The sequence below is a fragment of the Streptomyces sp. NPDC104831 genome, assembly GCF_055583025.1.
Genome location: NZ_JBVJOT010000041.1, coordinates 70,327 through 91,748 on the forward strand (window position 1 = coordinate 70,327; position 21,422 = coordinate 91,748).

At 75.1% G+C, this 21,422-nt stretch carries 24 protein-coding genes; 16 read left to right on the forward strand and 8 right to left on the reverse strand.

The annotated features are described in order from the left end of the window. Window positions 1–17 precede the first annotated feature (17 nt). From ACZ63H_RS26170 to ACZ63H_RS26200, 7 genes are read left to right on the forward strand one after another with little or no spacing between them, the layout of a single operon-like run. Window positions 18–281, forward strand: coding sequence for a gas vesicle protein GvpG (locus tag ACZ63H_RS26170; RefSeq protein WP_469868962.1), 264 nt, complete (start codon window positions 18–20; stop codon window positions 279–281). Further along, the gene (locus ACZ63H_RS26175) at window positions 278–940 is read left to right on the forward strand and encodes a DNA primase (RefSeq protein WP_469868964.1); all 663 of its coding nucleotides are present in this window, start codon (window positions 278–280) and stop codon (window positions 938–940) included. The genes ACZ63H_RS26170 and ACZ63H_RS26175 overlap by 4 nt, the downstream gene beginning before the upstream one ends. Continuing rightward, a complete protein-coding gene (locus ACZ63H_RS26180; protein ID WP_469868966.1) occupies window positions 937–2,145 on the forward strand; it encodes an SRPBCC family protein in 1,209 nt (402 codons plus the stop codon). The genes ACZ63H_RS26175 and ACZ63H_RS26180 overlap by 4 nt, the downstream gene beginning before the upstream one ends. Next, window positions 2,142–2,477, forward strand: a complete 336-nt coding sequence (locus ACZ63H_RS26185) for a gas vesicle protein (RefSeq protein WP_469868968.1) — start codon at window positions 2,142–2,144, stop codon at window positions 2,475–2,477. Before ACZ63H_RS26180 ends, ACZ63H_RS26185 begins: the two co-directional genes overlap by 4 nt. Beyond that, on the forward strand, window positions 2,474–3,280 hold the full coding sequence (locus ACZ63H_RS26190) for a GvpL/GvpF family gas vesicle protein (protein WP_469868970.1): 807 nt from the start codon (window positions 2,474–2,476) through the stop codon (window positions 3,278–3,280). The genes ACZ63H_RS26185 and ACZ63H_RS26190 overlap by 4 nt, the downstream gene beginning before the upstream one ends. After that, entirely contained in the window at window positions 3,277–3,492 is a 216-nt protein-coding gene (locus ACZ63H_RS26195) for a gas vesicle protein (RefSeq protein ID WP_469868972.1), read from the forward strand. Before ACZ63H_RS26190 ends, ACZ63H_RS26195 begins: the two co-directional genes overlap by 4 nt. Next, complete coding sequence (locus tag ACZ63H_RS26200) at window positions 3,489–3,770, forward strand: gas vesicle protein K (protein WP_469868974.1); 282 nt, start codon at window positions 3,489–3,491, stop codon at window positions 3,768–3,770. The genes ACZ63H_RS26195 and ACZ63H_RS26200 overlap by 4 nt, the downstream gene beginning before the upstream one ends. Here ACZ63H_RS26200 and ACZ63H_RS26205 read toward each other — a convergent pair. Both ACZ63H_RS26205 and ACZ63H_RS26210 read right to left on the reverse strand, forming a co-directional pair. Then, the gene (locus ACZ63H_RS26205) at window positions 3,767–4,591 is read right to left on the reverse strand and encodes a class I SAM-dependent methyltransferase (protein WP_469868976.1); all 825 of its coding nucleotides are present in this window, start codon (window positions 4,589–4,591) and stop codon (window positions 3,767–3,769) included. The genes ACZ63H_RS26200 and ACZ63H_RS26205 overlap by 4 nt on opposite strands. A 119-nt stretch (window positions 4,592–4,710) precedes the next feature. After that, window positions 4,711–6,222: a phosphatase PAP2 family protein gene (locus ACZ63H_RS26210; protein ID WP_469868978.1), complete on the reverse strand. Its 1,512-nt coding sequence runs from the start codon at window positions 6,220–6,222 to the stop codon at window positions 4,711–4,713. Window positions 6,223–6,280: 58 nt separating this feature from the next. On the opposite strand from ACZ63H_RS26210, the gene ACZ63H_RS26215 reads away from it, so the two are divergent. From ACZ63H_RS26215 to ACZ63H_RS26225, 3 genes are all read left to right on the forward strand, one after another. Beyond that, complete coding sequence (locus ACZ63H_RS26215) at window positions 6,281–6,937, forward strand: histidine phosphatase family protein (RefSeq protein WP_469868980.1); 657 nt, start codon at window positions 6,281–6,283, stop codon at window positions 6,935–6,937. 74 nt (window positions 6,938–7,011) lie between these two features. Next, window positions 7,012–8,631 carry an ABC-F family ATP-binding cassette domain-containing protein gene (locus tag ACZ63H_RS26220; protein WP_469868982.1) on the forward strand — a complete coding sequence of 540 codons (1,620 nt, stop codon included), beginning with the start codon at window positions 7,012–7,014 and terminating at the stop codon, window positions 8,629–8,631. 160 nt (window positions 8,632–8,791) lie between these two features. Next, on the forward strand, window positions 8,792–9,079 hold the full coding sequence (locus ACZ63H_RS26225; RefSeq protein ID WP_030789224.1) for a DUF6158 family protein: 288 nt from the start codon (window positions 8,792–8,794) through the stop codon (window positions 9,077–9,079). A 79-nt stretch (window positions 9,080–9,158) separates the two neighbouring features. Here ACZ63H_RS26225 and ACZ63H_RS26230 read toward each other — a convergent pair whose 3' ends face one another. The 4 genes from ACZ63H_RS26230 to ACZ63H_RS26245 form a co-directional block, all read right to left on the reverse strand. Further along, window positions 9,159–9,701 (reverse strand): type 1 glutamine amidotransferase domain-containing protein, encoded by a 543-nt coding sequence (locus ACZ63H_RS26230; protein ID WP_469868984.1) that lies wholly within the window; start codon window positions 9,699–9,701, stop codon window positions 9,159–9,161. Window positions 9,702–9,707: 6 nt separating this feature from the next. Then, window positions 9,708–10,388 (reverse strand): diguanylate cyclase, encoded by a 681-nt coding sequence (locus ACZ63H_RS26235; RefSeq protein WP_469868986.1) that lies wholly within the window; start codon window positions 10,386–10,388, stop codon window positions 9,708–9,710. Continuing rightward, window positions 10,385–10,762 carry a DUF2795 domain-containing protein gene (locus tag ACZ63H_RS26240; protein WP_469868988.1) on the reverse strand — a complete coding sequence of 126 codons (378 nt, stop codon included), beginning with the start codon at window positions 10,760–10,762 and terminating at the stop codon, window positions 10,385–10,387. Before ACZ63H_RS26240 ends, ACZ63H_RS26235 begins: the two co-directional genes overlap by 4 nt. A gap of 93 nt (window positions 10,763–10,855) precedes the next feature. Continuing rightward, entirely contained in the window at window positions 10,856–12,652 is a 1,797-nt protein-coding gene (locus tag ACZ63H_RS26245) for a thiamine pyrophosphate-requiring protein (protein WP_469868990.1), read from the reverse strand. A 361-nt stretch (window positions 12,653–13,013) separates the two neighbouring features. Between ACZ63H_RS26245 and ACZ63H_RS26250 the strand changes: the two genes are divergently transcribed. The 3 genes from ACZ63H_RS26250 to ACZ63H_RS26260 all read left to right on the forward strand — a co-directional run bounded on the left by ACZ63H_RS26250 (window position 13,014) and on the right by ACZ63H_RS26260 (window position 16,443). Continuing rightward, window positions 13,014–13,823 (forward strand): hypothetical protein, encoded by an 810-nt coding sequence (locus tag ACZ63H_RS26250; RefSeq protein WP_469868992.1) that lies wholly within the window; start codon window positions 13,014–13,016, stop codon window positions 13,821–13,823. A gap of 215 nt (window positions 13,824–14,038) precedes the next feature. Continuing rightward, complete coding sequence (locus tag ACZ63H_RS26255; protein WP_469868994.1) at window positions 14,039–15,403, forward strand: aminotransferase class I/II-fold pyridoxal phosphate-dependent enzyme; 1,365 nt, start codon at window positions 14,039–14,041, stop codon at window positions 15,401–15,403. Further along, window positions 15,400–16,443: an MBL fold metallo-hydrolase gene (locus tag ACZ63H_RS26260; protein WP_469868996.1), complete on the forward strand. Its 1,044-nt coding sequence runs from the start codon at window positions 15,400–15,402 to the stop codon at window positions 16,441–16,443. Before ACZ63H_RS26255 ends, ACZ63H_RS26260 begins: the two co-directional genes overlap by 4 nt. Before the next feature lie 45 nt (window positions 16,444–16,488). On the opposite strand, the gene ACZ63H_RS26265 is transcribed toward ACZ63H_RS26260, so the two are convergent. Further along, the gene (locus ACZ63H_RS26265; RefSeq protein ID WP_469868998.1) at window positions 16,489–17,109 is read right to left on the reverse strand and encodes a DedA family protein; all 621 of its coding nucleotides are present in this window, start codon (window positions 17,107–17,109) and stop codon (window positions 16,489–16,491) included. Then, window positions 17,106–17,879, reverse strand: coding sequence for an MBL fold metallo-hydrolase (locus ACZ63H_RS26270; RefSeq protein WP_469869000.1), 774 nt, complete (start codon window positions 17,877–17,879; stop codon window positions 17,106–17,108). The genes ACZ63H_RS26265 and ACZ63H_RS26270 overlap by 4 nt, the downstream gene beginning before the upstream one ends. Before the next feature lie 84 nt (window positions 17,880–17,963). Here ACZ63H_RS26270 and ACZ63H_RS26275 point away from each other — a divergent pair, with 84 nt between their 5' ends. The 3 genes from ACZ63H_RS26275 to ACZ63H_RS26285 all read left to right on the forward strand — a co-directional run bounded on the left by ACZ63H_RS26275 (window position 17,964) and on the right by ACZ63H_RS26285 (window position 21,305). Continuing rightward, a complete protein-coding gene (locus ACZ63H_RS26275) occupies window positions 17,964–18,395 on the forward strand; it encodes a hypothetical protein (protein ID WP_451346405.1) in 432 nt (143 codons plus the stop codon). 128 nt (window positions 18,396–18,523) lie between these two features. Next, window positions 18,524–20,734 carry a phage holin family protein gene (locus ACZ63H_RS26280; RefSeq protein ID WP_469869002.1) on the forward strand — a complete coding sequence of 737 codons (2,211 nt, stop codon included), beginning with the start codon at window positions 18,524–18,526 and terminating at the stop codon, window positions 20,732–20,734. Window positions 20,735–20,879: 145 nt separating this feature from the next. Next, window positions 20,880–21,305, forward strand: coding sequence for an OsmC family protein (locus tag ACZ63H_RS26285; RefSeq protein WP_467932931.1), 426 nt, complete (start codon window positions 20,880–20,882; stop codon window positions 21,303–21,305). Window positions 21,306–21,422: the final 117 nt, after the last annotated feature.

Here is a 21,422-nt window from a genome sequence, read left to right on the forward strand (position 1 = left end):
GACGGAAGGAGAACACCATGGGACTGATCGGCGAAGTGCTGATGCTGCCGTTCGCGCCCGTGCGCGGCGGCGCGTGGGCCATCAGGCAGGTGCTCCAGGAGGCGGAGCGGATCTACTACGACCCCGCCACCGTACGGGCCGAACTCGCCCGCCTCGAAGAGCAACTGGAGGCGGGGGAGATCACCGAGGAGGAGTTCGACCGGCGCGAGGACGAACTGCTCGACCGGCTGGAGACCGCCTCGCACTCCGGCGACACGACAGGCAACGGGACGGGACGATGAACCGAACGGCACTGGGCCTCGCCGTAGGGGCCGGATATCTGCTCGGCCGCACCAAGAAGCTGAAGATGGCGCTCGCGGTCGGCTCCCTGGTGGCCGGCAAGAAGCTGAACCTCAGTCCGAAGATGCTCGCGGAACTGGCGAACCAGCAGCTGAAGAGCAACCCCCAGTTCAAGGAGATCGGGGACCAGCTGCGCCAGGACCTGCGGGGTGTCGGCAAGGCCGCCACCGGCGCGATGGTCGAACGGCAGATGAGTTCGCTCGCCGACCGGCTGCGCAGCCGCACCGACCGGGTGCACGACGAGCTGTCGGGCGCGGTGCCCGGCGGCTCGGACGAGGAGCCGGACGAGGGCGCGGAAGCCGGCGGGGACGAGGACGAGGAGGCCGGCACGAAGGGCCGGGCCCGGAACGGGGCACCCCGGGACGACGGCGGGAAGACCGCCGGGGAGAAGGCCCCGCAGAAGAGGACTTCCGAGCGGAAGGCCCCCGAGAAGAAGGCTCCCGGCCGGAAGGCCGCAGGAAAGCCGCTGTCCGCCACGGGCAAGGGAGCGGGCAGGAAGACGGGCGCGGCCGGGAGGTCGGCGGCGAAGCGGGCGTCCGCGGCCGGTGGGACGGCCCGCGGCGCCGCCTCCCGGCAGTCGAAGGGCGGCGATGAGCGATGACCGAGACCCTCCGTGACACGGCCTCCCGGGCCGCCGGCGGCAACACGCCGGGCCCGCTCGCCGACCTCGCCCACAGCGAGGCCGCCGACCGGCTCAAGGAGGAGGCCCGCGCCTATCTGACCGCACAGGCCGAGCGGCTGCTGAGCGGCGTCGGCCGCAAGCTCGGCGAGACGACCGTGCGGCTCAACGACATCGCCGAGGGAAACAGCCCGGGCTTCGCCAAGCTGGCGCTGGAAGGCGGCCGCAAGCTGGCCGAGGGCAAGGGCCCGCTGCGCTCCGCACTGGAGGTGGGCGCCTCCCGCGCCAAGGAGAACGTGATGGACGCGGTCAGGAACCTGGGGGGCGGCAAGGGCAAGAAGGGCGGCGCGGGCAGGAAGCCCACCGTCATCATGGAGTCCGTCGACGTGGGCGTGCCGCTGCGCACCGCGTACGACCAGTGGACGCAGTACCAGAGCTTCAGCACCTTCGCGAAGGGCGTCAAGAGCGCGAGCCGCTCCGACGACACCCACTCCGACTGGCAGGCGAAGATCTTCTGGTCGTCGCGCAGCTGGAAGGCGCACACGACCGAGCAGATACCCGACTACCGCATCCAGTGGACGTCGGAGGGTGCCAAGGGCACCACCAAGGGCGTGGTCTCCTTCCACCGGCTGGAGGAGAACCTCACCCGGGTGCTGCTGGTCATGGAGTACTACCCGACCGGCCTGTTCGAGAAGACCGGCAACATCTGGCGGGCGCAGGGCCGCCGGGCCCGGCTGGACCTGAAGAACTTCGCCCGCTTCATCACCCTCAAGGGAGAGGCGGAGGACGCCTGGCGCGGCGAGATCCGCGACGGAGAGGTGGTCCGCAGCCACGAGGACGCCGTGGCCGAGGAGGAACAGGAGGGGGAGTCCGAGGCGCAGGCGCCCGGGGAAGGCGAGGAGGGCGAGGAGCCCGAGGAGTCCTCGGATTCCGGGGAGCCCGAAGAGCCCGAGGCGTCCGAGGGGGAGGCCGGGGAGCCCGAGGAGGGCGACGAGGCCTACGAGGACGAAGAGGCCGGTGAGGACGAAGAGGCCGGCGAGCCCTACGAGGACGAGTACGAGGACGAGGAGGACGGAGAACCCGAGGAGGACGAGGAGCCCGAAGAGGACGAGGAGGGCGCCTACGACGAGTACGAGGAGGACGAGGAAGAGGAACCCGAGTCCGCCGGGCGCGGGAGTCGTCGATGACGTTCCCGAGCCGCCTGCCCGAGCCGTACGGACAGGGATCGGGGGCCAACCTCGCGGACATTCTCGAACGGGTGCTCGACAAGGGTGTCGTCATCGCGGGCGACATCAGGATCAACCTGCTCGACATCGAACTGCTCACCATCAAGCTGCGTCTGATCGTCGCCTCGGTGGACAAGGCCAAGGAGATGGGGATCGACTGGTGGGAGAGCGATCCCGCCCTGTCCTCCCGGGCCCGCCGGGACGAGCTGACCCGGGAGAACGCCGAGCTGCGTGAACGGCTCGCCCGCCTCGAGGAGCTCGAGGCGGGCCGCGCCCCGAAGGAGGCCCCATGACCGGACTGCGGTACGTGTACGCCGTCTGCCGTCCCTTCATGACACCGCTGCAGGCCGAGCTGACGGGCGTGGGGGGCGCTCCGGCGGCCCTGCTGCACCACCACGGGCTGGTGGCGGTGGTCAGCACGGTCCCGGAGGCCGACTTCGGGGAGCAGGCGCTCAAGGCCCATCTGGAGGACCTGGACTGGCTCGCCGCGACCGCCCGGGCGCACCAGGGCGTGGTCGGCGCGCTCACCACGGTCACCACCCCGCTGCCGCTGCGGCTCGCCACCGTCTTCCGTGACGACAGCGCCGTACGCATGATGATCGAGGCTCGCGAGGACCACTTCCGGACCCTGCTCGACCGGCTCGACGGCCGGGTGGAGTGGGGCGTGAAGGTGTTCGTCGAGAACGAACCCGCCGAGCCTGCCGAGGCGGCGTCCGCCGCCCCGGCGCGGCCCGCGAGCGGCCGGGACTACCTGCGGCAGCGGCGTGCCCGCGGCCGGGCGCGGGAGGAGATCTGGCAGCGGGCCGAGGGATTCGCGCACTCGCTGCACGAGCGCCTCGCCGAACGCGCGGAGGACGTCCGGCTGCACGCTCCGCAGAATCCCGCGCTCTCCGGAGCGACCGGGCAGAACGTGCTCAACGCGGCCTATCTGGTCCCCCGGGCCCATTCCGAGGAGTTCGTGGAAACGGTGGACCGGACGAAGGACGAGGCCCCCGGGGTCCGGGTGGAGCTGACCGGCCCGTGGGCCGCCTACTCCTTCGCGGGCACCGCGGAAGACGCGCAGGACACGGGGAGTGCGGGAGGGGAAGCGACGTGACCGTCGTCGAACGGCGCGAGGTCGCGCTCGTCGACCTGCTCGACCGGCTGCTGGCCGGCGGAGTCGTGATCACCGGGGACATCACCCTGCGGATCGCGGACGTCGACCTGGTCCGCATCGACCTGAACGCGCTCATCAGTTCCGTCAACGCGGCGGTGCCCTCGCCCTTCGACCCCCTGGTGTCCTCCGAGCCCCCCGAGGAGGCCGTGTGACCGCGCCCAAGCGGCTCGACCTGGAACCCGACACGGTCGAGCGCGACCTGGTGAAACTGGTGCTGACCGTGGTGGAACTGCTGCGCCAGCTCATGGAACGGCAGGCCGTGCGCCGCTTCGACACCGGCGAGCTGACCGAGGAGCAGGAGGAGCGCATCGGGCTCACCCTCATGCTCCTGGAGGAGCGCATGGCCGAGCTGCGCGACCGCTACGGCCTGCGGCCCGAGGACCTGAACCTGGACCTCGGCCCGCTCGGCCCGCTGCTGCCCCGCGACTAGGGCGCCTGCTTGCGGCACAGGATCTCGCCGTGCAGCACGGCGAACCAGCCGTCCTCCCGCCGGCCCCAGTCCCGCCACGCCTCGGACACCGCCCGCAGTCCCTCCGGGGTGGCGTGGCCGCCTCCGACCGCCCGGTCGGCGTAGGCGGAGGCCAGGGTGCGCTCCGCCCACAGGCCGCTCCACCAGGCCCGCTCCTCGGCGGTGGCGAACGTCCAGGTGCCGGTGGTCGCCGTGACGTCGGCCAGCCCGGCGGCCAGTGCCCACGCCTTCAGGCGGCGCCCGGCGTCGGGCTCGCCGCCGTTGGCCCGGGCCACCCGCTCGTACAGGTCCAGCCAGTCGTCCAGCCCCGGCACCGCCGGGTACCAGGTCATCGCCGCGTAGTCCGCGTCGCGTACGGCGACGAACCCGCCCGGTCTCGTCACCCGCGCCATCTCGCGCAGCGCCCGCACCGGGTCGCCCACGTGCTGGAGCACCTGGTGGGCGTGGACCACGCAGAAGGTGTCGTCGGGGAAGTCCAGGGCGTGCGCGTCGGCCACCGCGAAGTCGACGTTGGCCAGCCCCCGGGCCGCCGCGGTGGCCCGGGCCCGCTCCAGGACGCCGGGCGCCCGGTCGACGCCGGTGACATGGCCGTCGGGCACCAGTTCCGCCAGGTCGGCGGTGATGGTGCCCGGGCCGCAGCCGATGTCCAGGATCCTCATGTGGGGCTTCAGGGAGCCGAGCAGATAGGCCGCGGAGTTGGCGGCGGTCCGCCAGGTGTGCGAGCGCAGCACCGACTCGTGGTGCCCGTGCGTGTAGACGGCGGTCTCCTGTGGCTTCGCCATGGCCGTACCCCTTCACCCCTCGTGGCGGACGGGCCGGACCCGTCCGCCGGTACGGCCCCACCGTACGCGCGCCAGCCGAATGATGAGACCCGGGTATCGCCATGTGGACTGACGATGGGTCAGGAAAGGGATCGGCCGGTCGTGCCCAGCGGGCGGTAGACCGTCAGGGCCTCCGGCAGCTTCTCCAGCCTCACCTCGCCGGACACCGACGTGACCTCGCCGTCGTAGGCGAGCGGGGTGCCCGGGGCGAGGCCGGTCAGCCGCAGCCGGTTCACCTGCACCGCGGAGTGCGCAGGCGACCGGGTCAGCGGGCCCGCGAGGGCCGCCGAGAACAGCCGCAGAGCGGGCCTGCGGCCCCCGTGCACCACCCGCACGTCCAGCAGCCCGTCCGCCAGATCGGTCCGGCGGCCCGGGGAGAGCCCCATGCGGTGGTAGACGCCGTTGCCGACGAACAGCAGCCACAGGGGCCGCGGTCCGCCGCCCATCTCCACCTCCAGCGGATGGCGCCCGGCCCGCAGCACGCGCAGCGCGCCGAGCACCCCGGCCGGCCAGCCGCCGATCCGGTGCGACCAGCCGTCCCGGGCCCGCACCAGCTCCGGGTACACGCCGAGGCTCAGCGTGTTCAGGAACAGGCCCTCCTGGTCCCCGGCGACGAACCGGCCCGCGTCCACCCGGACCGCCTCGCCGTGCCGGACCGCGCGGGCCAGCAGCCGTTCGTCCTCCACGCCCAGGTCGTAGGCGAAGTGGTTGAGGGTGCCGCCCGGCAGCACCGCGAGCGGCAGACCGTGCCGCAGCGCCACCCGGGCCGCCGCGTTCACCGTGCCGTCGCCGCCGCACACCCCGAGCACCCGCGCCCGGGCCGCCGCCTTCTCCAGCTCGTCCCCGACCTCCTCCGGCGCGCACTCCACGATCTCCGCCCGCGGCAGCGCGTCGTGCAGCGCGCCGACCCGGTCCGCCGTGCCCGAGGCCCGGTTGGCGACCAGCACCAGCCCCTCGCCCTCGGGCAGCGCCGGGACCTCGGCCCGCGTCCGGGCCGACTGCCGGACCTGGGTGCGGGCCGGCACCAGCCGCCGCACCAGGAAGGCGGCGCCCGCCCCGAGCGCCGCCCCGGCCAGCACGTCGCTCGGGAAGTGCACCCCGGTGTAGACCCGGGACGCCGCCACCGAGAGGGCCACCGGTGCCACCGCCGCGCCCCACGCCGGCGACTCCAGCGCCACCCCGGTCGCGAAGGCCGCCGCCGAGGCCGCGTGCCCGGACGGGAAGGAGGTGGTGATCGGCTGCCGCTTCAGCTGCCGCACCAGGGGCACCGGGTCCAGGACGGGCCGGGCCCGGCGCACCGAGCGCTTGCCGAGCGTGTTGATGGTCAGCGAGGCCAGGCCGAGCGAGGCCAGCCCGCGCACCGCCGCCCGGCGGGAGCGGGGGGTGCGGGCCGCGCCCAGGGCGGCGGCCGTGGCGAACCACAGCACGCCGTGGTTCGCGGCCCGGCTCAGGCGGGGCAGCACCCGCTCGGCACCGGGCCAGTGCCAGGCGGCGGCGGCCTCGAACAGCCGGCCGTCGAGATCGAGTGCCCGGCGCAGCGGGGCACGGGCGGCGGACGCCACGGGGGCGGTCAGGTCCAGGTCAGGGCTCATGGGGTGCGGTTACCCTGAAGGGCCGGTTCCTTGTGCCCGCGCGGAGGTGAACCCCCGGATGCGCCTGCTCCTCGTCCGGCACGGCCAGACCCCGTCCAACGTCGAGGGCCTGCTGGACACGGCGGTGCCCGGCCCGGGGCTGACCGCGCTCGGCGCGGCACAGGCCGCCGCCCTGCCCGGGGCGCTGGCCGCGGAGGACATCGACGCCCTGTACGCCTCCACGCTCATCCGCACCCAGCAGACGGCCGCCCCGCTGGCCGCCGCCCGCGGCCTGGAGGTGATCGTCCGGGACGGCATCCGCGAGCTGTCCGCCGGAGACCTGGAGATGCTGCCCGGGCACACCCCGCAGGGCCGGCGGTACCTGCGCACGGCGTTCGCGTGGGCGTCCGGGGACACCGCGCTGCGCATGCCCGGCGGGGAGAGCGGCACCGAGGCCCTGGGCCGGTACGACGCGGTGGTCGCCGAGGCCGCCGCGAGCGGCGCCCGGACCGTCGCCCTGGTCGGTCACGGTGCCGCGATCCGCGTGTGGACCGCCGCCCGCGCCGCCAACGTGGAGGTCGCCTTCGCCGCGGCCCGCCCGCTGGCGAACACCGGCGTGGTGATCCTGGAGGGCTCCCCGGCCGACGGCTGGGAGGCCCTGTCCTGGCAGGGCGCCGTGGTGGCACCGGCGGGCGGGGGCGGACCGGCCGGAGAGTCCCTGGGGACGGACGGGTAGCGGAGGGCGCGCGCCCGGTACCCGCCGGGTAACCGTTTGCCCCCGGCACCCGGCGCCGCGCAGAATGCCTGCCCATGGGACATCTGGAAGCCGCGCACCTCGAATACCACCTCCCCGACGGGAGGACGCTGCTCGGCGACGTCTCCTTCCGGGTCGGCGAGGGCGCCGTCGTCGCCCTCGTCGGACCGAACGGTGCCGGCAAGACCACGCTGCTCAGGCTGATCTCCGGCGAGCTGAAACCACACGGCGGCACCGTCACCGTCAGCGGCGGCCTCGGCGTGATGCGCCAGTTCGTCGGCTCCGTGCGGGACGAGTCGACCGTACGGGACCTGCTGGTCTCCGTGGCCCCGCCCCGCATCCGGGAGGCGGCGAAGGCCGTCGACGCCGCCGAGCACGCCCTGATGACCGTCGACGACGAGGCCGCCCAGCTCGCCTACGCCCAGGCCCTCGCCGACTGGGCCGAGGTGCGCGGCTACGAGGCGGAGACCCTGTGGGACATGTGCACCACCGCTGCCCTCGGCGTCCCCTACGAACGCGCCCAGTGGCGCCAGGTGCGCACCCTCTCCGGCGGCGAGCAGAAGCGGCTGGTGCTGGAGGCGCTGCTGCGCGGCACCGACGAGGTGCTGCTGCTGGACGAGCCGGACAACTACCTCGACGTGCCCGGCAAGCGGTGGCTGGAGGAGCAGCTCGGGGAGACCCGGAAGACGGTCCTGTTCGTCTCCCACGACCGCGAACTCCTCGCCCGCGCCGCCGAGAAGATCGTCTCCGTGGAGCCCGGCCCGGCCGGCGCCGACGCCTGGGTGCACGGCGGCGGCTTCGCCACCTACCACGAGGCCCGCCGCGAACGCTTCGCCCGCTTCGAGGAGTTGCGCCGCCGCTGGGACGAGAAGCACGCCCAGCTGAAGAAGCTGGTGCTGAACCTCCGTCAGGCCGCCGCCGTCAGCCACGAGATGGCCTCCCGGTACGCCGCCGCGCAGACCCGCCTGCGCAAGTTCGAGGAGGCCGGCCCGCCGCCCGAGCCGCCCCGCGAGCAGGACATCACCATGCGCCTGAAGGGCGGCCGTACCGGCGTACGCGCCGTCACCTGCCAGGGCCTCGAACTGACCGGTCTGATGAAGCCGTTCGACCTGGAGGTCTTCTACGGCGAACGGGTCGCCGTCCTCGGCTCCAACGGCTCCGGGAAGTCGCACTTCCTGCGGCTGCTGGCCGGCGAGGACGTCGCGCACTCGGGGCAGTGGAAGCTGGGCGCCCGCGTCGTCCCCGGCCACTTCGCGCAGACCCACGCCCACCCGGAACTGAGGGGGCGCACCCTCCTGGACATCCTGTGGAAGGAACACGCCCAGGACCGCGGCGCGGCCATGTCCCGGCTGCGCCGCTACGAACTCACCCAGCAGGCCGAGCAGACCTTCGACCGGCTCTCCGGGGGGCAGCAGGCCCGCTTCCAGATCCTGCTGCTGGAACTGGCCGGCGCCACCGCGCTGCTGCTGGACGAGCCCACCGACAACCTCGACCTGGAGTCCGCCGAGGCCCTCCAGGAGGGGCTGGAGGCGTTCGAGGGCACCGTCCTCGCGGTCACCCACGACCGCTGGTTCGCCCGCTCCTTCGACCGCTTCCTGGTGTTCGGCAGCGACGGGCGGGTCCGCGAGAGCCCGGAACCGGTCTGGGACGAGCGTCGGGTCGAGCGGGCCCGGTGACCCGGAGCCCGCCCCGGGACGGGTCCTCGCCGGTCCAGGACGACGCAAGCGGAGGCCCGGGACCCCGGATGTCCGTACAGTGGACTCGGGAACGCGAGCTCCACGGAGTCCTCGCGGGCACCGCCCGGGGCAGCGCGTTCCGGGCGGGTACCCGTAGCCCATGAACGAACACGACGAGCGGGGCACCACCATGACCGGAGTCGACCCCAGCCGGCTGGACGACCAGCAGCTCATGAAGGAGCTGGAGACGATCCACCGCACGCGCCACGACACCCTCCTGTACGGCTCGAACGACGCGCTGCGGGCCCACAACGAGCGGATGGCGCAGCTGGAGGGCGAGTATCTGCGGCGCAACCCCCGCCGCCTGGTGAGCGCGGGCCGCACCCGCGAAGGCGCCCGGGAGCGCGGCTGCGGCGAGGCGGCGACCCCGGACGCGTCCGGCACCTGACCCACCGGACGGCCCGTACGACGGCACACGACGGGGCCGGCCCGCCGAGCGGGCCGGCCCCGTGGCACACGGGCGCCGCTCAGCCGGCCTCACCGGAGAACACGTGCAGGAACGCGTCGCAGAACGCCTTCAGGTCGTCCGGCTTGCGGCTGGTCACCAGCTGGTTGGAGCCGTGGTCGCAGATCTTCACCTGCTCGTCCACCCAGGTGCCGCCCGCGTTGCGGATGTCGGTCCGCAGACTCGGCCAGGACGTCAGCACCCGGCCGCGCACCACGTCGGCCTCCACCAGCGTCCACGGCGCGTGGCAGATCGCGGCGACCGGCCGGCCCTGGTCGAAGAAGTCCTTCACGAAGGCGACGGCCTTCTCGTCCATCCGCAGGAAGTCCGGGTTGGCGACCCCGCCCGGCAGCACCAGACCGCCGAACGACCCGGCCGACGCCTGCTCCACCACCTCGTCCACGGGGAACGTGTCCGCCTTGTCCAGATGGTTGAACGCCTGGATCTCCCCTGACTGTGTCGACACCAGCACGGGTTCGTGACCGGCGTCCGAGGCCGCCTTCCACGGCTCGGTCAGCTCCACCTGCTCGACACCCTCGGGTGCCACCAGAAACGCGATACGCATGATGTGTCAGGCTCCTTTCGGTTTCCGCAGCGCCGCCTCGCGGTCCCGGGCGCGGCGCCTCCTCTTCCCGGCCGCCCGTCGGCAGCGCAGCAACTCCTCGCCGTACGGCAGCAGCACGCACGCGCCGATCGCGACCCCGATGCCCGCCAGATAGCCCGGCGACAGCGGCCGCCGGCGCGGCACCAGCCGCCAGGCGTCCGGGTCCCCGCGGCCTCCCCGCAGCAGCGACCGCACCTGGTCGGAGTGCAGGCACATGAGGGAGACCAGCCCGCCGAACGGCAGCGACTCCAGGAAGCTGTGGATGTGCTGCTCGATCGGCTTGACCTCGCGGTCGCTGTCCTCCGCCGTCCGCACGTCCCACAGCGCGGTGGCCTCGTGCACCGCCGCCGCGCCCAGCTGTACGGCCAGCAGCAGCGGGTTGACCTCGTAGCGCAGGGTGAGCGCGATGGGGACGCCCACCTCCGCCATCATCAGGGAATGGATCAGGGACTCCTTGGTCCCCGACGTGTCCTCGATCCCGGTGCGCCGGTGCATCGCCCAGTCGGCGAGTCCCGGCACGAACCAGCCGGGCAGCAGCCCGTACAGCAGGAAACGCGTCGTGACCTCGCCGGTGTCGACCGTGGCGCCCCGTGCGATCTCGGCCGCCTGGTCCGTGGCACCGCCGCCAGCCGGTACCGGCACCCTCATGCGCCCCCCACCAGCGCCTCGGCGAGCTGTTGCAGGTTCTCGTAGTGGCCCTCGTGCGGCAGGGCGGCCACGGCGTCGATCAGTGTGCCGGGCGCGTTGCTCCGGCGCAGCGCCCGGGCCAGCTCGCCGGGCTTCGCGGGGAAGGCGTGCCGGTTCAGGTGCCGGGCCAGCTCCAGCCGGGTCCGCTCCAGTGCCGCCGGGGACCCGAGGCCGCCCACCGGGCCGCTCCAGACCTCCGGGTCGTCGTCCGCGGCCGGCTCCGGGTCGTGCCACTCCTCCACGCGGGTGGGGTGTCCGGAGCGGAGCAGACCCCTCAGCTCGTGCTTCATCTCGTCGTCCCGGTGGACGTTCAGCCGGTCACTGCCTCGCTGCATACTTCCCTCCAAGGGTCGAAGGTGCGCACCGCGTACCCGGTGCCGCACGTCCGACACCGGTTCGTCACGCCGGACGGATCCCGTCCCGCACGGTCACTGCTTGGTCCGGCCCGGCAGGAACTCCTGCACCTTCGCCTTCAGCCCCTGCTTGATCACCGAGCCCCGGTCGGCGTCGCCCTTCAGGATCGACGCGGCCGTCGCCTCCATCTGCTCCCAGGAGGCGTGCGGCGGGATCGGCGGCACGGCGGGGTCGGTGAGGAACTCCAGCACCGCCGGCCCGTCCGCCTCCAGCCCGGCCCGCCAGGCCGCCTCCACGTCCTCCGGCTTCTCCACCCGGATGCCGGTCAGCCCGAGCGACCGGGCGAACTCCGCGTACCGCACGTCCGGGAGCGACTGCGACGGGAGGAAGGAGGGGGCGCCCTCCATGGCCCGCATCTCCCAGGTCACCTGGTTCAGGTCCTGGTTGTTCCACACGGCCACCACCAGCCGCGGATCCGACCAGCGGTCCCGGTACTTCGCCGCGGTGATCATCTCCGCCAGGCCGTTCATCTGCATCGCGCCGTCACCGACCAGCGCGAACACCGGCCGGTCCGGGTGCGCGAACTTCGCCCCGATCGCGTACGGCACGCCCGGGCCCATCGTCGCCAGCGTCCCGGACAGCGAGCCGCGCATGCCCGGCCGCATCGTGATGTGCCGCGCGTACCAGTTGGCGACCGAACCGGAGTCCGAGGTCAGGATCGCGTTGTCCGGCAGCAGCGGGTCCAGCGCCCGGGCCACGTACTCGGGGTTGATCGGATCGGCCTGCACCGCGGCCCGCCGCTCCATCGTCGTGTGCCAGCGCCGCACGTTCGCGCACACCGTGTCGTGCCACTTGCGGCTCCGCCCCTCCGCCTTCAGCAGCGGGATCAGCCGCAGCAGCGTGGCCCGGGCGTCGCCGACGAGGTTCACCTCGTACGGGTAGCGCATGCCGATCATGTGCGCGTCGATGTCGATCTGCACCGCGCGCGCCTTGCCGAACTCCGGCATGAACTGGGTGTACGGGAACGACGAGCCGATCGTCAGCAGCGTGTCGCAGTCCCGCATCAGCTCGTACGACGGCCGGCTGCCGAGCAGCCCGATCGGGCCGGTCACATACGGCAGCTCGTCGCTGAGCACGTCCTTGCCGAGCAGCGCCTTGGCCACCCCCGCGCCGAGCAGCTCGGCGACCTCGCGCACCTCGGCGACCGCGCCCGCCGCGCCCTGGCCGACCAGCACGGCCACCTTCTCGCCCGCGTTGAGCACGTCGGCCGCCCGGCGCAGCGCCTCGTCGGTCGGGGTCGCCGTGAACTCGCTCATCCCCAGGCTGGACGGCACCATCTTGAACGCGTGGGTCGGCGGCGAGTAGTCCAGCTCCTGCACGTCGCCCGGGATGATCAGCGCGGTCGGGCAGCGCCGGGCGTACGCCGTGCGGATCGCCCGGTCCAGCACGTTCGGCAGCTGCTCGGGCACCGTCACGGTCTCCACGAACTCCGAGGCGACGTCCTTGTACAGCGTGTGCAGGTCGACTTCCTGCTGGTAGGAGCCGCCCATCGCGGTCCGGTTGGTCTGGCCGACGATGGCCAGCACGGGCACGTGGTCCAGCTTCGCGTCGTACAGTCCGTTGAGCAGGTGGATGGCACCGGGTCCGGAGGTCGCCGCGCACACGCCGATGCGCCCGCTGAACTTGGCGTACCCGACCGCCTCGAAGGCGGACATCTCCTCGTGCCGGGACTGGATGAACCGCGGCCGGTCCTCGGCGCGGCCCCAGGCGGCGAGCAGTCCGTTGATGCCGTCGCCCGGATAGCCGAAGACCTGTTCCACGCCCCATGCGCGCAGGCGTTCGAGGATGTGGTCCGAGACCTTGGTGCTCATGGACAGACCTCCCGGTGGAGAGCGAAGCGGACGATCCGGTCAGCCTGTACCGAGTCACCTGCGCGACGGCCGGAAAACCTCCGGCGCGGGCCGGGGCGCGTACGGCGCGGCCCGGGCGCCGTCACCCGGGCGGCCCCGTGTGTCGCGCGAATGGGCTCCGGCCGCGCGCGGTACGGCCCCGCGCGGGCTGTCATGGCAGCGAGGGCACACCGACCGTGCCCCCGTGGCCGGGGCGCCGCACGGCGTCGCCGCGCGGTACGACCGTCCCCTCGTGGCCGGGTGCCGCACGGCGTCGCCGTGGTGCCGGTGCGCCGGCGTACGGCCGTCCGACCGCCCGCCGCACCCGCGAGGAGCCCCGCCCATGCGCCGCACCGCCCGCGCCGCCCTGTCCGCCGCCTTCGCCGCCGGTGCCGTGCTCGCCCTGACCGGGCCCGCCGCGTCCGCCGCCCCGGTTCCGCTCCCGGCGTCCTGCGACCCCCGCACCGGGCCCCTGCCGGTACCGCTGCCGGGCACCCTGGGCGCCGCGCCCATAACCCCCGGCGACCAGGGCGCGGGCGATCCGGGGTGCGAGGACCCCTCCCCGGGCGCCGGCGGGCGCGAACCGGCCGTGCCGGACGGGGGCGGCGTCCCGGACGCGGGGGCCGTGGGCGGCACCGGGAAGGAGGCGGCCGGGCCGGACGGCACCGGGTGGGACGGCTCGGCGCAGGAGGGCGGCGCCGGGCGGACCGGGGGTCCGGACGGCTCGGGATGGGACGGATCCGGGCAGGTCGGCGGGGGACCGGACGCCGGGGGACGGGAGGGTGCCGGCCAGATCGGTGGGGGCCAGGACGCCGGGGGACGGGAGGGAGGCGGGCAGACCGACGGGGGACCGGGCGGCGCCGGGTGGGACGGCGGGAGCGCGGACGGCGGGGGGCGGGAGTGTTCGGGAGGGGACTCCGGTGGCGCGGCCTGCTCCGACGGCGGCCACGCCTGCCGTGAGGACCGTGACCCCGACGGCTGCCGGCCGGCCGGCGTCCAGCACGGCGTGGACGCGGGAGCAGGCGGCAGCCTCGGCGGCTCGGTGCCCGCGCTCGCCGCCGGCGCCGTCCTGATCACCGCCGCCTGCGCGGGTGCCGGCTACCGGGTGTACGGACGCACCCGCCTCGCCGCGGACCGGTCCGCCGGGATGTGACCCCGGCGACGACGGCCGCCTCCCATGGAGCGCGGCAGGACGGGTATACGGCGTCCGGGGCCACCGCCGGCGGCCCCGCCGGCGCCCTCCGCCGCCCGGCCGCCGGACCGGCAACGCCGGGACGCACCGCCCGGACACGGACGGCACCACGGCCACGAGGAGCACACGGCCCGGACAGGGCGGCACGACGGCACCACGGACTCGCGGAGGCGGACATGCGGCGGACGGACCCCGACCGGGACCGCCGGGACGGCCACGGCCCCGTCCGCCGCCGGGAGGACCACGGCCACCGCGAAGGCCGGGACCACCGAGAAGACCACCGAGAGGGCCGAGGCCGCCGGGAGGACCACGGCCCCGTCCGCTACGGCCCGCCGCTCCCCGGCGACGGCCTGCCCGTGCTGCCCGAACTCTCCGCCGTGCTCGCCGCCGCGGCCGGCCGCGCCGACGCCCAGCCCGTCGGCGGCGCCCCCGCCCTGCTGGAGGCGGCCTGCGGCTACTGGACCCGGCGCTCACTGCCCTGCGCCCCCGACCGGGTCGCCGCGGCCCCCGGCGCCCCCGCGCTGCTGCTCGCCCTGACCGCCGCGCTGGCCGGGGACGGCGCCGACGTCCTCGTGCCCCGCCCCTGCGCCGCCTGGTGGGCCCCGTACGCCCGGCTCCTCGGCCGCCCCGTCTTCCATGTGCCGACCCCCGCCGAGAGCGGTGGCGTCCCCGACCCGTACGCCCTGCTGGAGACCGTCCGCCGGGTCCGCGCCGAGGGCGGCGACCCGCGGCTGCTGGTGCTGTCCGTCGCCGACGACCCCACCGCCACCGTCGCCCCGCCCGAACTGCTGCGCGAGACCGTGGAGGCCGCCACCGCCGAGGGCCTCCACCTGGTCAGCGACGAGACCTGGCGGGACACCCTGCACGCGCCGCACGAGTCCGTCCTGCTCAGCCCGGCCGAGGTGTGGCCCGAGGAGGTCACCGTCGTCACCGACCTGGCCGGCGCCCTGCTGCCGGCCGGCTGGCCCGCCGCCGTCGCCCGCTTCCCGGCCACCGGCGCGGGACACCACCTGCACGCGCGCGTGCTCGACATCCTCACCGCCCTCGACGCGCGGCTCGCCGTACCGGTCGCCGCGGCGGCCTGCTACGCCCTCGACGAGCCGGCGGCCGTCATCGAGCGCCGGGAGGCCGCCGTCCGGCTGCACGCGGACGTGGCCGCCGCCGCGCACGCCTGCCTGGTCGCCGCCGGCGCGCTCGTCCGGCCCCCGCAGGCCGGCCGCCACCTGTACGCCGACCTCGGGCCGCTGCGCGCACCGCTCGCCGCCCGGGGCGTCGGCGACGCCCAGGAGCTGGAGGACCTCCTCACCGCCCGGCTCGGCATGCCCGCGCCCGGCGGCCACCGCTTCGGCGACGACCTCGGGGCGCTGCGCGTACGGCTCGCCACCGGCCCCCTGCTGGGCGGCACGGACGAGGAGCGCGCGGAATGCCTAGGGTCCCCCGCTCCGGCGGAACTGCCACACGTACAGGGCGCGTTGGCCTCCTTGAGGTCGGCCTTCGACGATCTCCGCGATGACGCTCAGCGATGGGAGCCTCCTCGATGACGCAGCAGACGCACGAGCCCGGCCCGGCCCCGGCGACCACGGTGCCCGGCACGTCCCTCACCGGCCCCTTCCCCCCGCCGGCCGAGCCCCGCCCGCTGGGCGGGCACCGGGTCTGGCCGCGCACCTTCCACGACCGGCTGACCGCGCCCCTGCCCGGCCTGAGGGCCCTCGCCCGGTTCGCCCGCGAAGGCGCCGTGCGCCCCGGCCCCGACGGGCTCGCCGACATCCCCCGGCTGCCGTACGAGCCGCAACCGCTGCCCCGCGTCGACACCCGCACCCTCGCCGTCACCTGGGCGGGGCACGCCAGCTGGATCGTGCGGATCGGCGGGCTGACCGTCCTCACCGACCCCGTCTGGTCCCGCCGCATCCTCGGCACCCCGGCCCGCGTCACCCCCGTCGGCGTGCCCTGGGAGGACCTGCCCCCCGTCGACGCCGTCGTCATCAGCCACAACCACTACGACCACCTGGACGCGCCGACGCTGCGCCGGCTCCCGCGCGACACCCCGGTGTTCGCGCCCGCGGGCCTCGGCCGCTGGTTCCGCCGCCGCCGGTTCACCCGGATCACCGAGCTGGACTGGTGGGAGGGCGCGGAACTGTCCGGCACCCGCTTCGACTTCGTGCCGGCCCACCACTGGTCCAAGCGCACCCTCACCGACACCTGCCGCAGCCTGTGGGGCGGCTGGATCCTCACCGCCCCCGACGGACAGCGCCTCTACTTCGCCGGCGACACCGGCTACGGCCACTGGTTCTCCCGCATCGGCCGCCGCTATCCCGGCATCGACCTCGCGCTGATGCCCATCGGCGCCTACGACCCCCGCTGGTGGCTCAGCGACGTCCACTGCGACCCCGAGGAGGCGGTCCAGGCCACCGTGGACCTCGGCGCCCGCCGCATGGCCCCCATGCACTGGGGCACGTTCGTCCTCTCGGCGGAACCGGTGCTGGAACCGCTCACCCGGGTACGGACCGCCTGGGAGAAGGCGGGGCTGGAGCGGGAGGATCTGTGGGACCTGCCGATCGGCGCCTCCAGGGTGCTGGAGTGAGGGGACGCGGGGCGGCCCGCCGCCCCCTCGCCCGGCGGTGACGGCTCACCCGGCGGCCCGGACCCGCCGCCACACCCCGGGCGCCGCGCCGACGACGACGGTCAGCACCACCGCCAGCACGACCCCTTCCCAGGGCTCCTCGAACAGCGAACCCCCCACCACCCCGATCACCTGGTACGTGGCCGCCCAGGCCAGGCACGCGGGCAGGTTGCCCCGCGCGAACCGCCGCGGCGGCCACTCCGCCAGCAGACACGCCAGCATCACCGGTATCCGCCCGCCCGGCACCAGCCGGGACAGCACCAGCACGGTGCCGCCGTGCTCGGCCAGCTTGCCCCGCGCCTGCGCCAGCCGTTCCTCCGGCGCCCGCGACCGGATCGCCGCCAGCCACCGCGACCCGTTGCGGGACCGCGTTCCGCGCCGCCCCAGCCAGTACAGCGCCGCGTCCCCGAGGAACGCGGCCAGCGACGCCGTCACGAACACCAGCGCCAGCGAGAACGGCGCCGTACGGTGGCACGCCACCACCGCCGCCGAACTCACCAGCGCACCCGTCGGCACCACCGGCACCAACGCCCCGACCAGCACCAGCAGGAACAACGACGGATAGCCCACCGCCTGCTGCGCGGACCCGGCCGTCGCGGCCCTGGACGCCTCGGCGAGCCACGTCACCGCGCGACCTCCAGCCGCACGCTCTCGCCGTGCCCCAGCTTGTGCACCGCGACCCCGGGCGCGGCCAGCGCCGCCAGCCGTACGAACTCGTCGCCCGGCGCGTGGAACTCGTGCGGGCGCACCGCGTCCATGCCCACCGGCCAGTACGTGCCGTAGTGCACCGGGACCGCGGCCCGCGGCGCCAGCCGGGCCAGCGCCCGTGCCGCGCGCCCCGCGTCGAGGTGCCCCTCCCCGAGGTACGGTCCCCAGCCGCCCACCGGCAGCAGCGCCACGTCCACCGGCCCGACCCGCTCGGCCATCGTGTCGAACAGTCCCGTGTCCCCGGCGAAGTAGGTGCGCGCCTCGCCCTCCACGACGTACCCCAGCGCGGGGCAGCGGTGCGGGCCCACCGGCAGCCGCCGCCCGTCGTGCAGCGCCGGCACCACCCGGACCCGCGCGGCGCCGATCCGCACCTCGTCCCCGGGCACCACCTCGGTGATCCGCAGCTGCCGCAGCCGGCGCAGTCCGGGCACCGCCCGGGGTGCGCCCCGGGGCACGAGCAGGCGCGTGCCCGGGGCGAGACAGGCCAGCGAGGGCACGTGCAGGTGATCGGCGTGCAGGTGGGAGACCAGCGCCAGGTCCGCGCGGCGGGCCCCGGCGGGTGGCACGGCGCCCCGGCGGCGGCGCAGATGCGCCAGCCGGCGGGCGAACAGGGGATCGGTGATCACCCTGATGTTCGCGTCCTCCACCACGCAGGTGGCGTGACCCCACCAGGTGATCTCCACCGGCACCTTCTTTCGCCTCCTTCACGCGACTCCCCGAAGCCTACGGGCAGGAGTAGGGTCGGCGGCGAAAACCGGAGGTGAGGGGACCCCATGAGACAGCCGCGAGGTGTGTTCGGCACGCTCACGCCGGTGCGGGTCACCGCCATCGCGAGCCTGACGCCCCTGGAGGAGCTGGAGGCGGACCCCTTCCTGGTGGACTCCCGCAGCCAGCACGCCATGTGCGCCCGCTGGGCCGCCGAGCGCGGCTACGTCATCGCCCGGGAACTCCTCGTCGGCGGTCTCCGTTTCGACCACTGCGCGCTGTGGGAGGGCGTGCGCCCCGGGGTGGACGTGTTCGTCGCGCCCAGCCTCCGGGTGCTGCGCCGGGCCCTGTCCTCGGTGGAGGAGTTCACCGCCGAGTGCGCGCGCCGAGGCGTGCGCGTGGAGACGGTGGGGCGCGCCGAGCCGGCGTACGACGCGCAGATGAAGGCCCGGGTGCACCGGCGCCTGTCCATGCCGACGGCCGGCTACGACGGCCGCTGACCCCGGCCCGCCCGATCCGCCCGCGCCCCGTGTGACAAGGTGGAGCGGGGCCCGACCGGCCCGGTGAAGCGCAAGGAGGCTCCTTCCGGCCCGAGGGCGGGGAAGGGCCGGGGTGTGAGGTGTACGGCGTGCGGGGCATGCGGTGGCGGCGGATCGCCGGCCAGGTCGGACGAAGCGTCGCCGTATGGGCGGTCTCCACGCTCACCATGCTGGTCCTCGCCGGGCTGCTGCCCGACTTCCGGCTCCAGTCCGCCGACGGCGACAGCGTCACCCGTATCGCGTTCGCCGCCGCCTGCGGTGCCGGCGCCTTCGGCGTCCTGTCGGCCGTGGTGTGGCCGCTGCTGGTCCGCCTGCTGCTGCTCGTGCCCGCGCTCGTCCTCGGCCTGCTGGTCTTCTTCCTCAACGGGTCCCTGCTGCTGCTCGCCCTGCGCGTCAACCCGTCCGGACGGGGCGAGGCCGCGCCGGAGACCGCCGTCATCGTGGCCGCGGTGATGTCCGCCGTCGCCTCCGCGACCGGGGCGGCCCTCGCCGTGCGCGACGACGAGGCCTACCGCCGCCGGCTGCACCGCCTCGCCACCCGCGGCCGCCGGGCCCACCCGCCCTGCCCCACCGCCCCCGGCCTGGTCTGCGTCCAGCTCGACGGCGTGGGCCACGACGTCCTCACCGACGCCGTCCGGCGCGGCCTGATGCCGACGGTCGCCCGCTGGCTGGCCCCGCAGGCGGACACACGACCGTCCGCGGAGGGCGCACGCCCGGCAGCGGACGGGATACGCCCGGCCGGTGACGGCATACGCCCGGCCGGTGACGGCACGCGGCCGGCCCCCGCCCCCGGCCGCTCCACCCCCCGCCTCGCCCCCGCGCCCACGCACCGCCTCACCCCCTGGCGTACCGACTGGTCCAGTCAGACCGGGGCCAGTCAGCTCGGCATCCTGCACGGCAGCACCTTCGACGTGCCGGCCTTCCGCTGGTACGAGAAGGACCGCGGGGAGGTGATGGTCTGCAACCGGCCGACCAGCGCGGCCGAGCTCCAGCGCCGCGCCGCGCTGCGGACCGGCGACGGCGGGCTGCTCTCCGTCGACGGCGCCAGCCGCGGCAACCTCTTCAGCGGCGGCGCCGGCGAACAGGCCCTCGTGCTGTCCATCGCCACCCGCCGCCGCGGCCGGGACAACCGCTCCCGGGCCGGCTACTTCGCCTACTTCTCCGACCCCGCGAACGCCGTCCGCACCGCCCTGTCCTTCGTCGCCGAGGTGGCCCGCGAGATCGGCCAGTCCACCCGGGCCCGGCTGAGCCGGCAGCGCCCGCGGGTCGGCCGGGGCGGCCTCTACCCCCTCGTCCGGGCCTTCGCCACCGTCGTCGAGCGGGACGTGGTCGTCGCCGCGGTCATGGGCGACATGCTCGCCGGCCGTACCGCCGTCTACGCCGACCTGGTCGCCTACGACGAGGTGGCCCACCACTCCGGCCCGCGCGGCCGCGACGCCGAGCAGGTCCTGCGGCGCCTGGACCGCTGCCTGGCCCTGCTGGAACGCGTCGCCGAGCACGCCCCGCGCCCCTACCGGATCGTCGTCCTGTCCGACCACGGGCAGAGCCCCGGCGAAACGTTCCGCTCCCGTTACGGCCTCGGCCTCGGCGACCTGGTCCGGGCCGGCTGCGGACTGCCCGTGCCGCGCCGGGCCGAGCAGACCCACAGCGGGGCCGAGGCCCGCGCCGCCGTCCGCGCGGCGCTGCGCCGCCCGGTGGAGGAGAGGGGCGGGCACCACCGCCCGGCCCCCCGCAGCGAGCCGATCGTGCTCGCCTCCGGCAACCTCGGCCTGGTCTCCTTCCCGGACGTCCCGCACCGGATGACCAAGGAGGAGATCGACGCCCGCCACCCCGCCCTGCTCACCACCCTCGCCAACCACCCCGGCATCGGCTTCCTGCTGGTGCGCAGCGAGGAGCACGGCGGCGTGGTGCTCGGCGCGCACGGCGCCGAGATCCCGCTGGACCGGCTGGACGACGAGCCGGGCCCGCTGGCCCGCTTCGGCCCCGGCGCAGCCGACGCCGTCCGCCGCACCCACTCCTTCCCGCACACCGCCGACATCATGGTCAACTCGGCCTACGACCCGGCCGACGGCGAGGTCCTCGCCTTCGAGGAGCAGATCGGCTCCCACGGCGGCCTCGGCGGCGCCCAGTCCCGCCCGTTCCTGCTCTCCCCGGTGGACCTCTCCCCGCCCTCGGCCGACGGGACGGAACCGGCCGGCGCCGAGCAGGTCCACCACGTCCTGCGCCGCTGGCTCGCCGAACTGAGCCGTCCCCAGGTCCCGACGGCCCCCACCGGGGAGGCGGAGGAACGCGCCGCCTGAGGAAGGCGGCGGACACCCGGCCCCCGGCACCTCACCTCCCGTTCACCCCGTGTGAGCCGGTCTTCGGAGTGCGCGGAGGCCGGATGTGATCGGATAGGGGATACCGGGAACCCCGGAGACCGCGACCCTCGTGAAAGGAAGCATCGTGGCAACCACGCGCACCGCCCACACCGTCTGGGAAGGCAACCTGCTCGACGGCAACGGAGTCGTCACCTTCGACTCCTCCGGCATCGGCCAGCAGCCGGTGTCGTGGCCCTCGCGCGCCGAGCAGGCGAACGGCAAGACCAGCCCGGAGGAGCTGATCGCCGCCGCCCACTCCAGCTGCTTCTCCATGGCCCTCTCGCACGGCCTGGCCGGCGCCGGCACCCCGCCCACCCGGCTGGAGACCAAGGCCGACGTGACCTTCCAGCCGGGCGAGGGCATCACCGGCATCCACCTCACCGTGCGCGGCGAGGTGCCCGGCCTGGACGCGGACGGCTTCGCCTCGGCCGCCGAGGACGCCAAGAAGAACTGCCCGGTCAGCCAGGCCCTGGCCGGTACGACGATCACCCTGACGGCCGAGCTGGCCTGACCCCCGTCCGCACCCGCGGGGCGGGGCCCCCCAGCGAGGGTGCGGCCCCCGATGTGTGTGGGGTCCGCTCTCCCGGAGTTCCCCGCCACTCTCCCTCCGGCGCGGGCCGAATGTCCT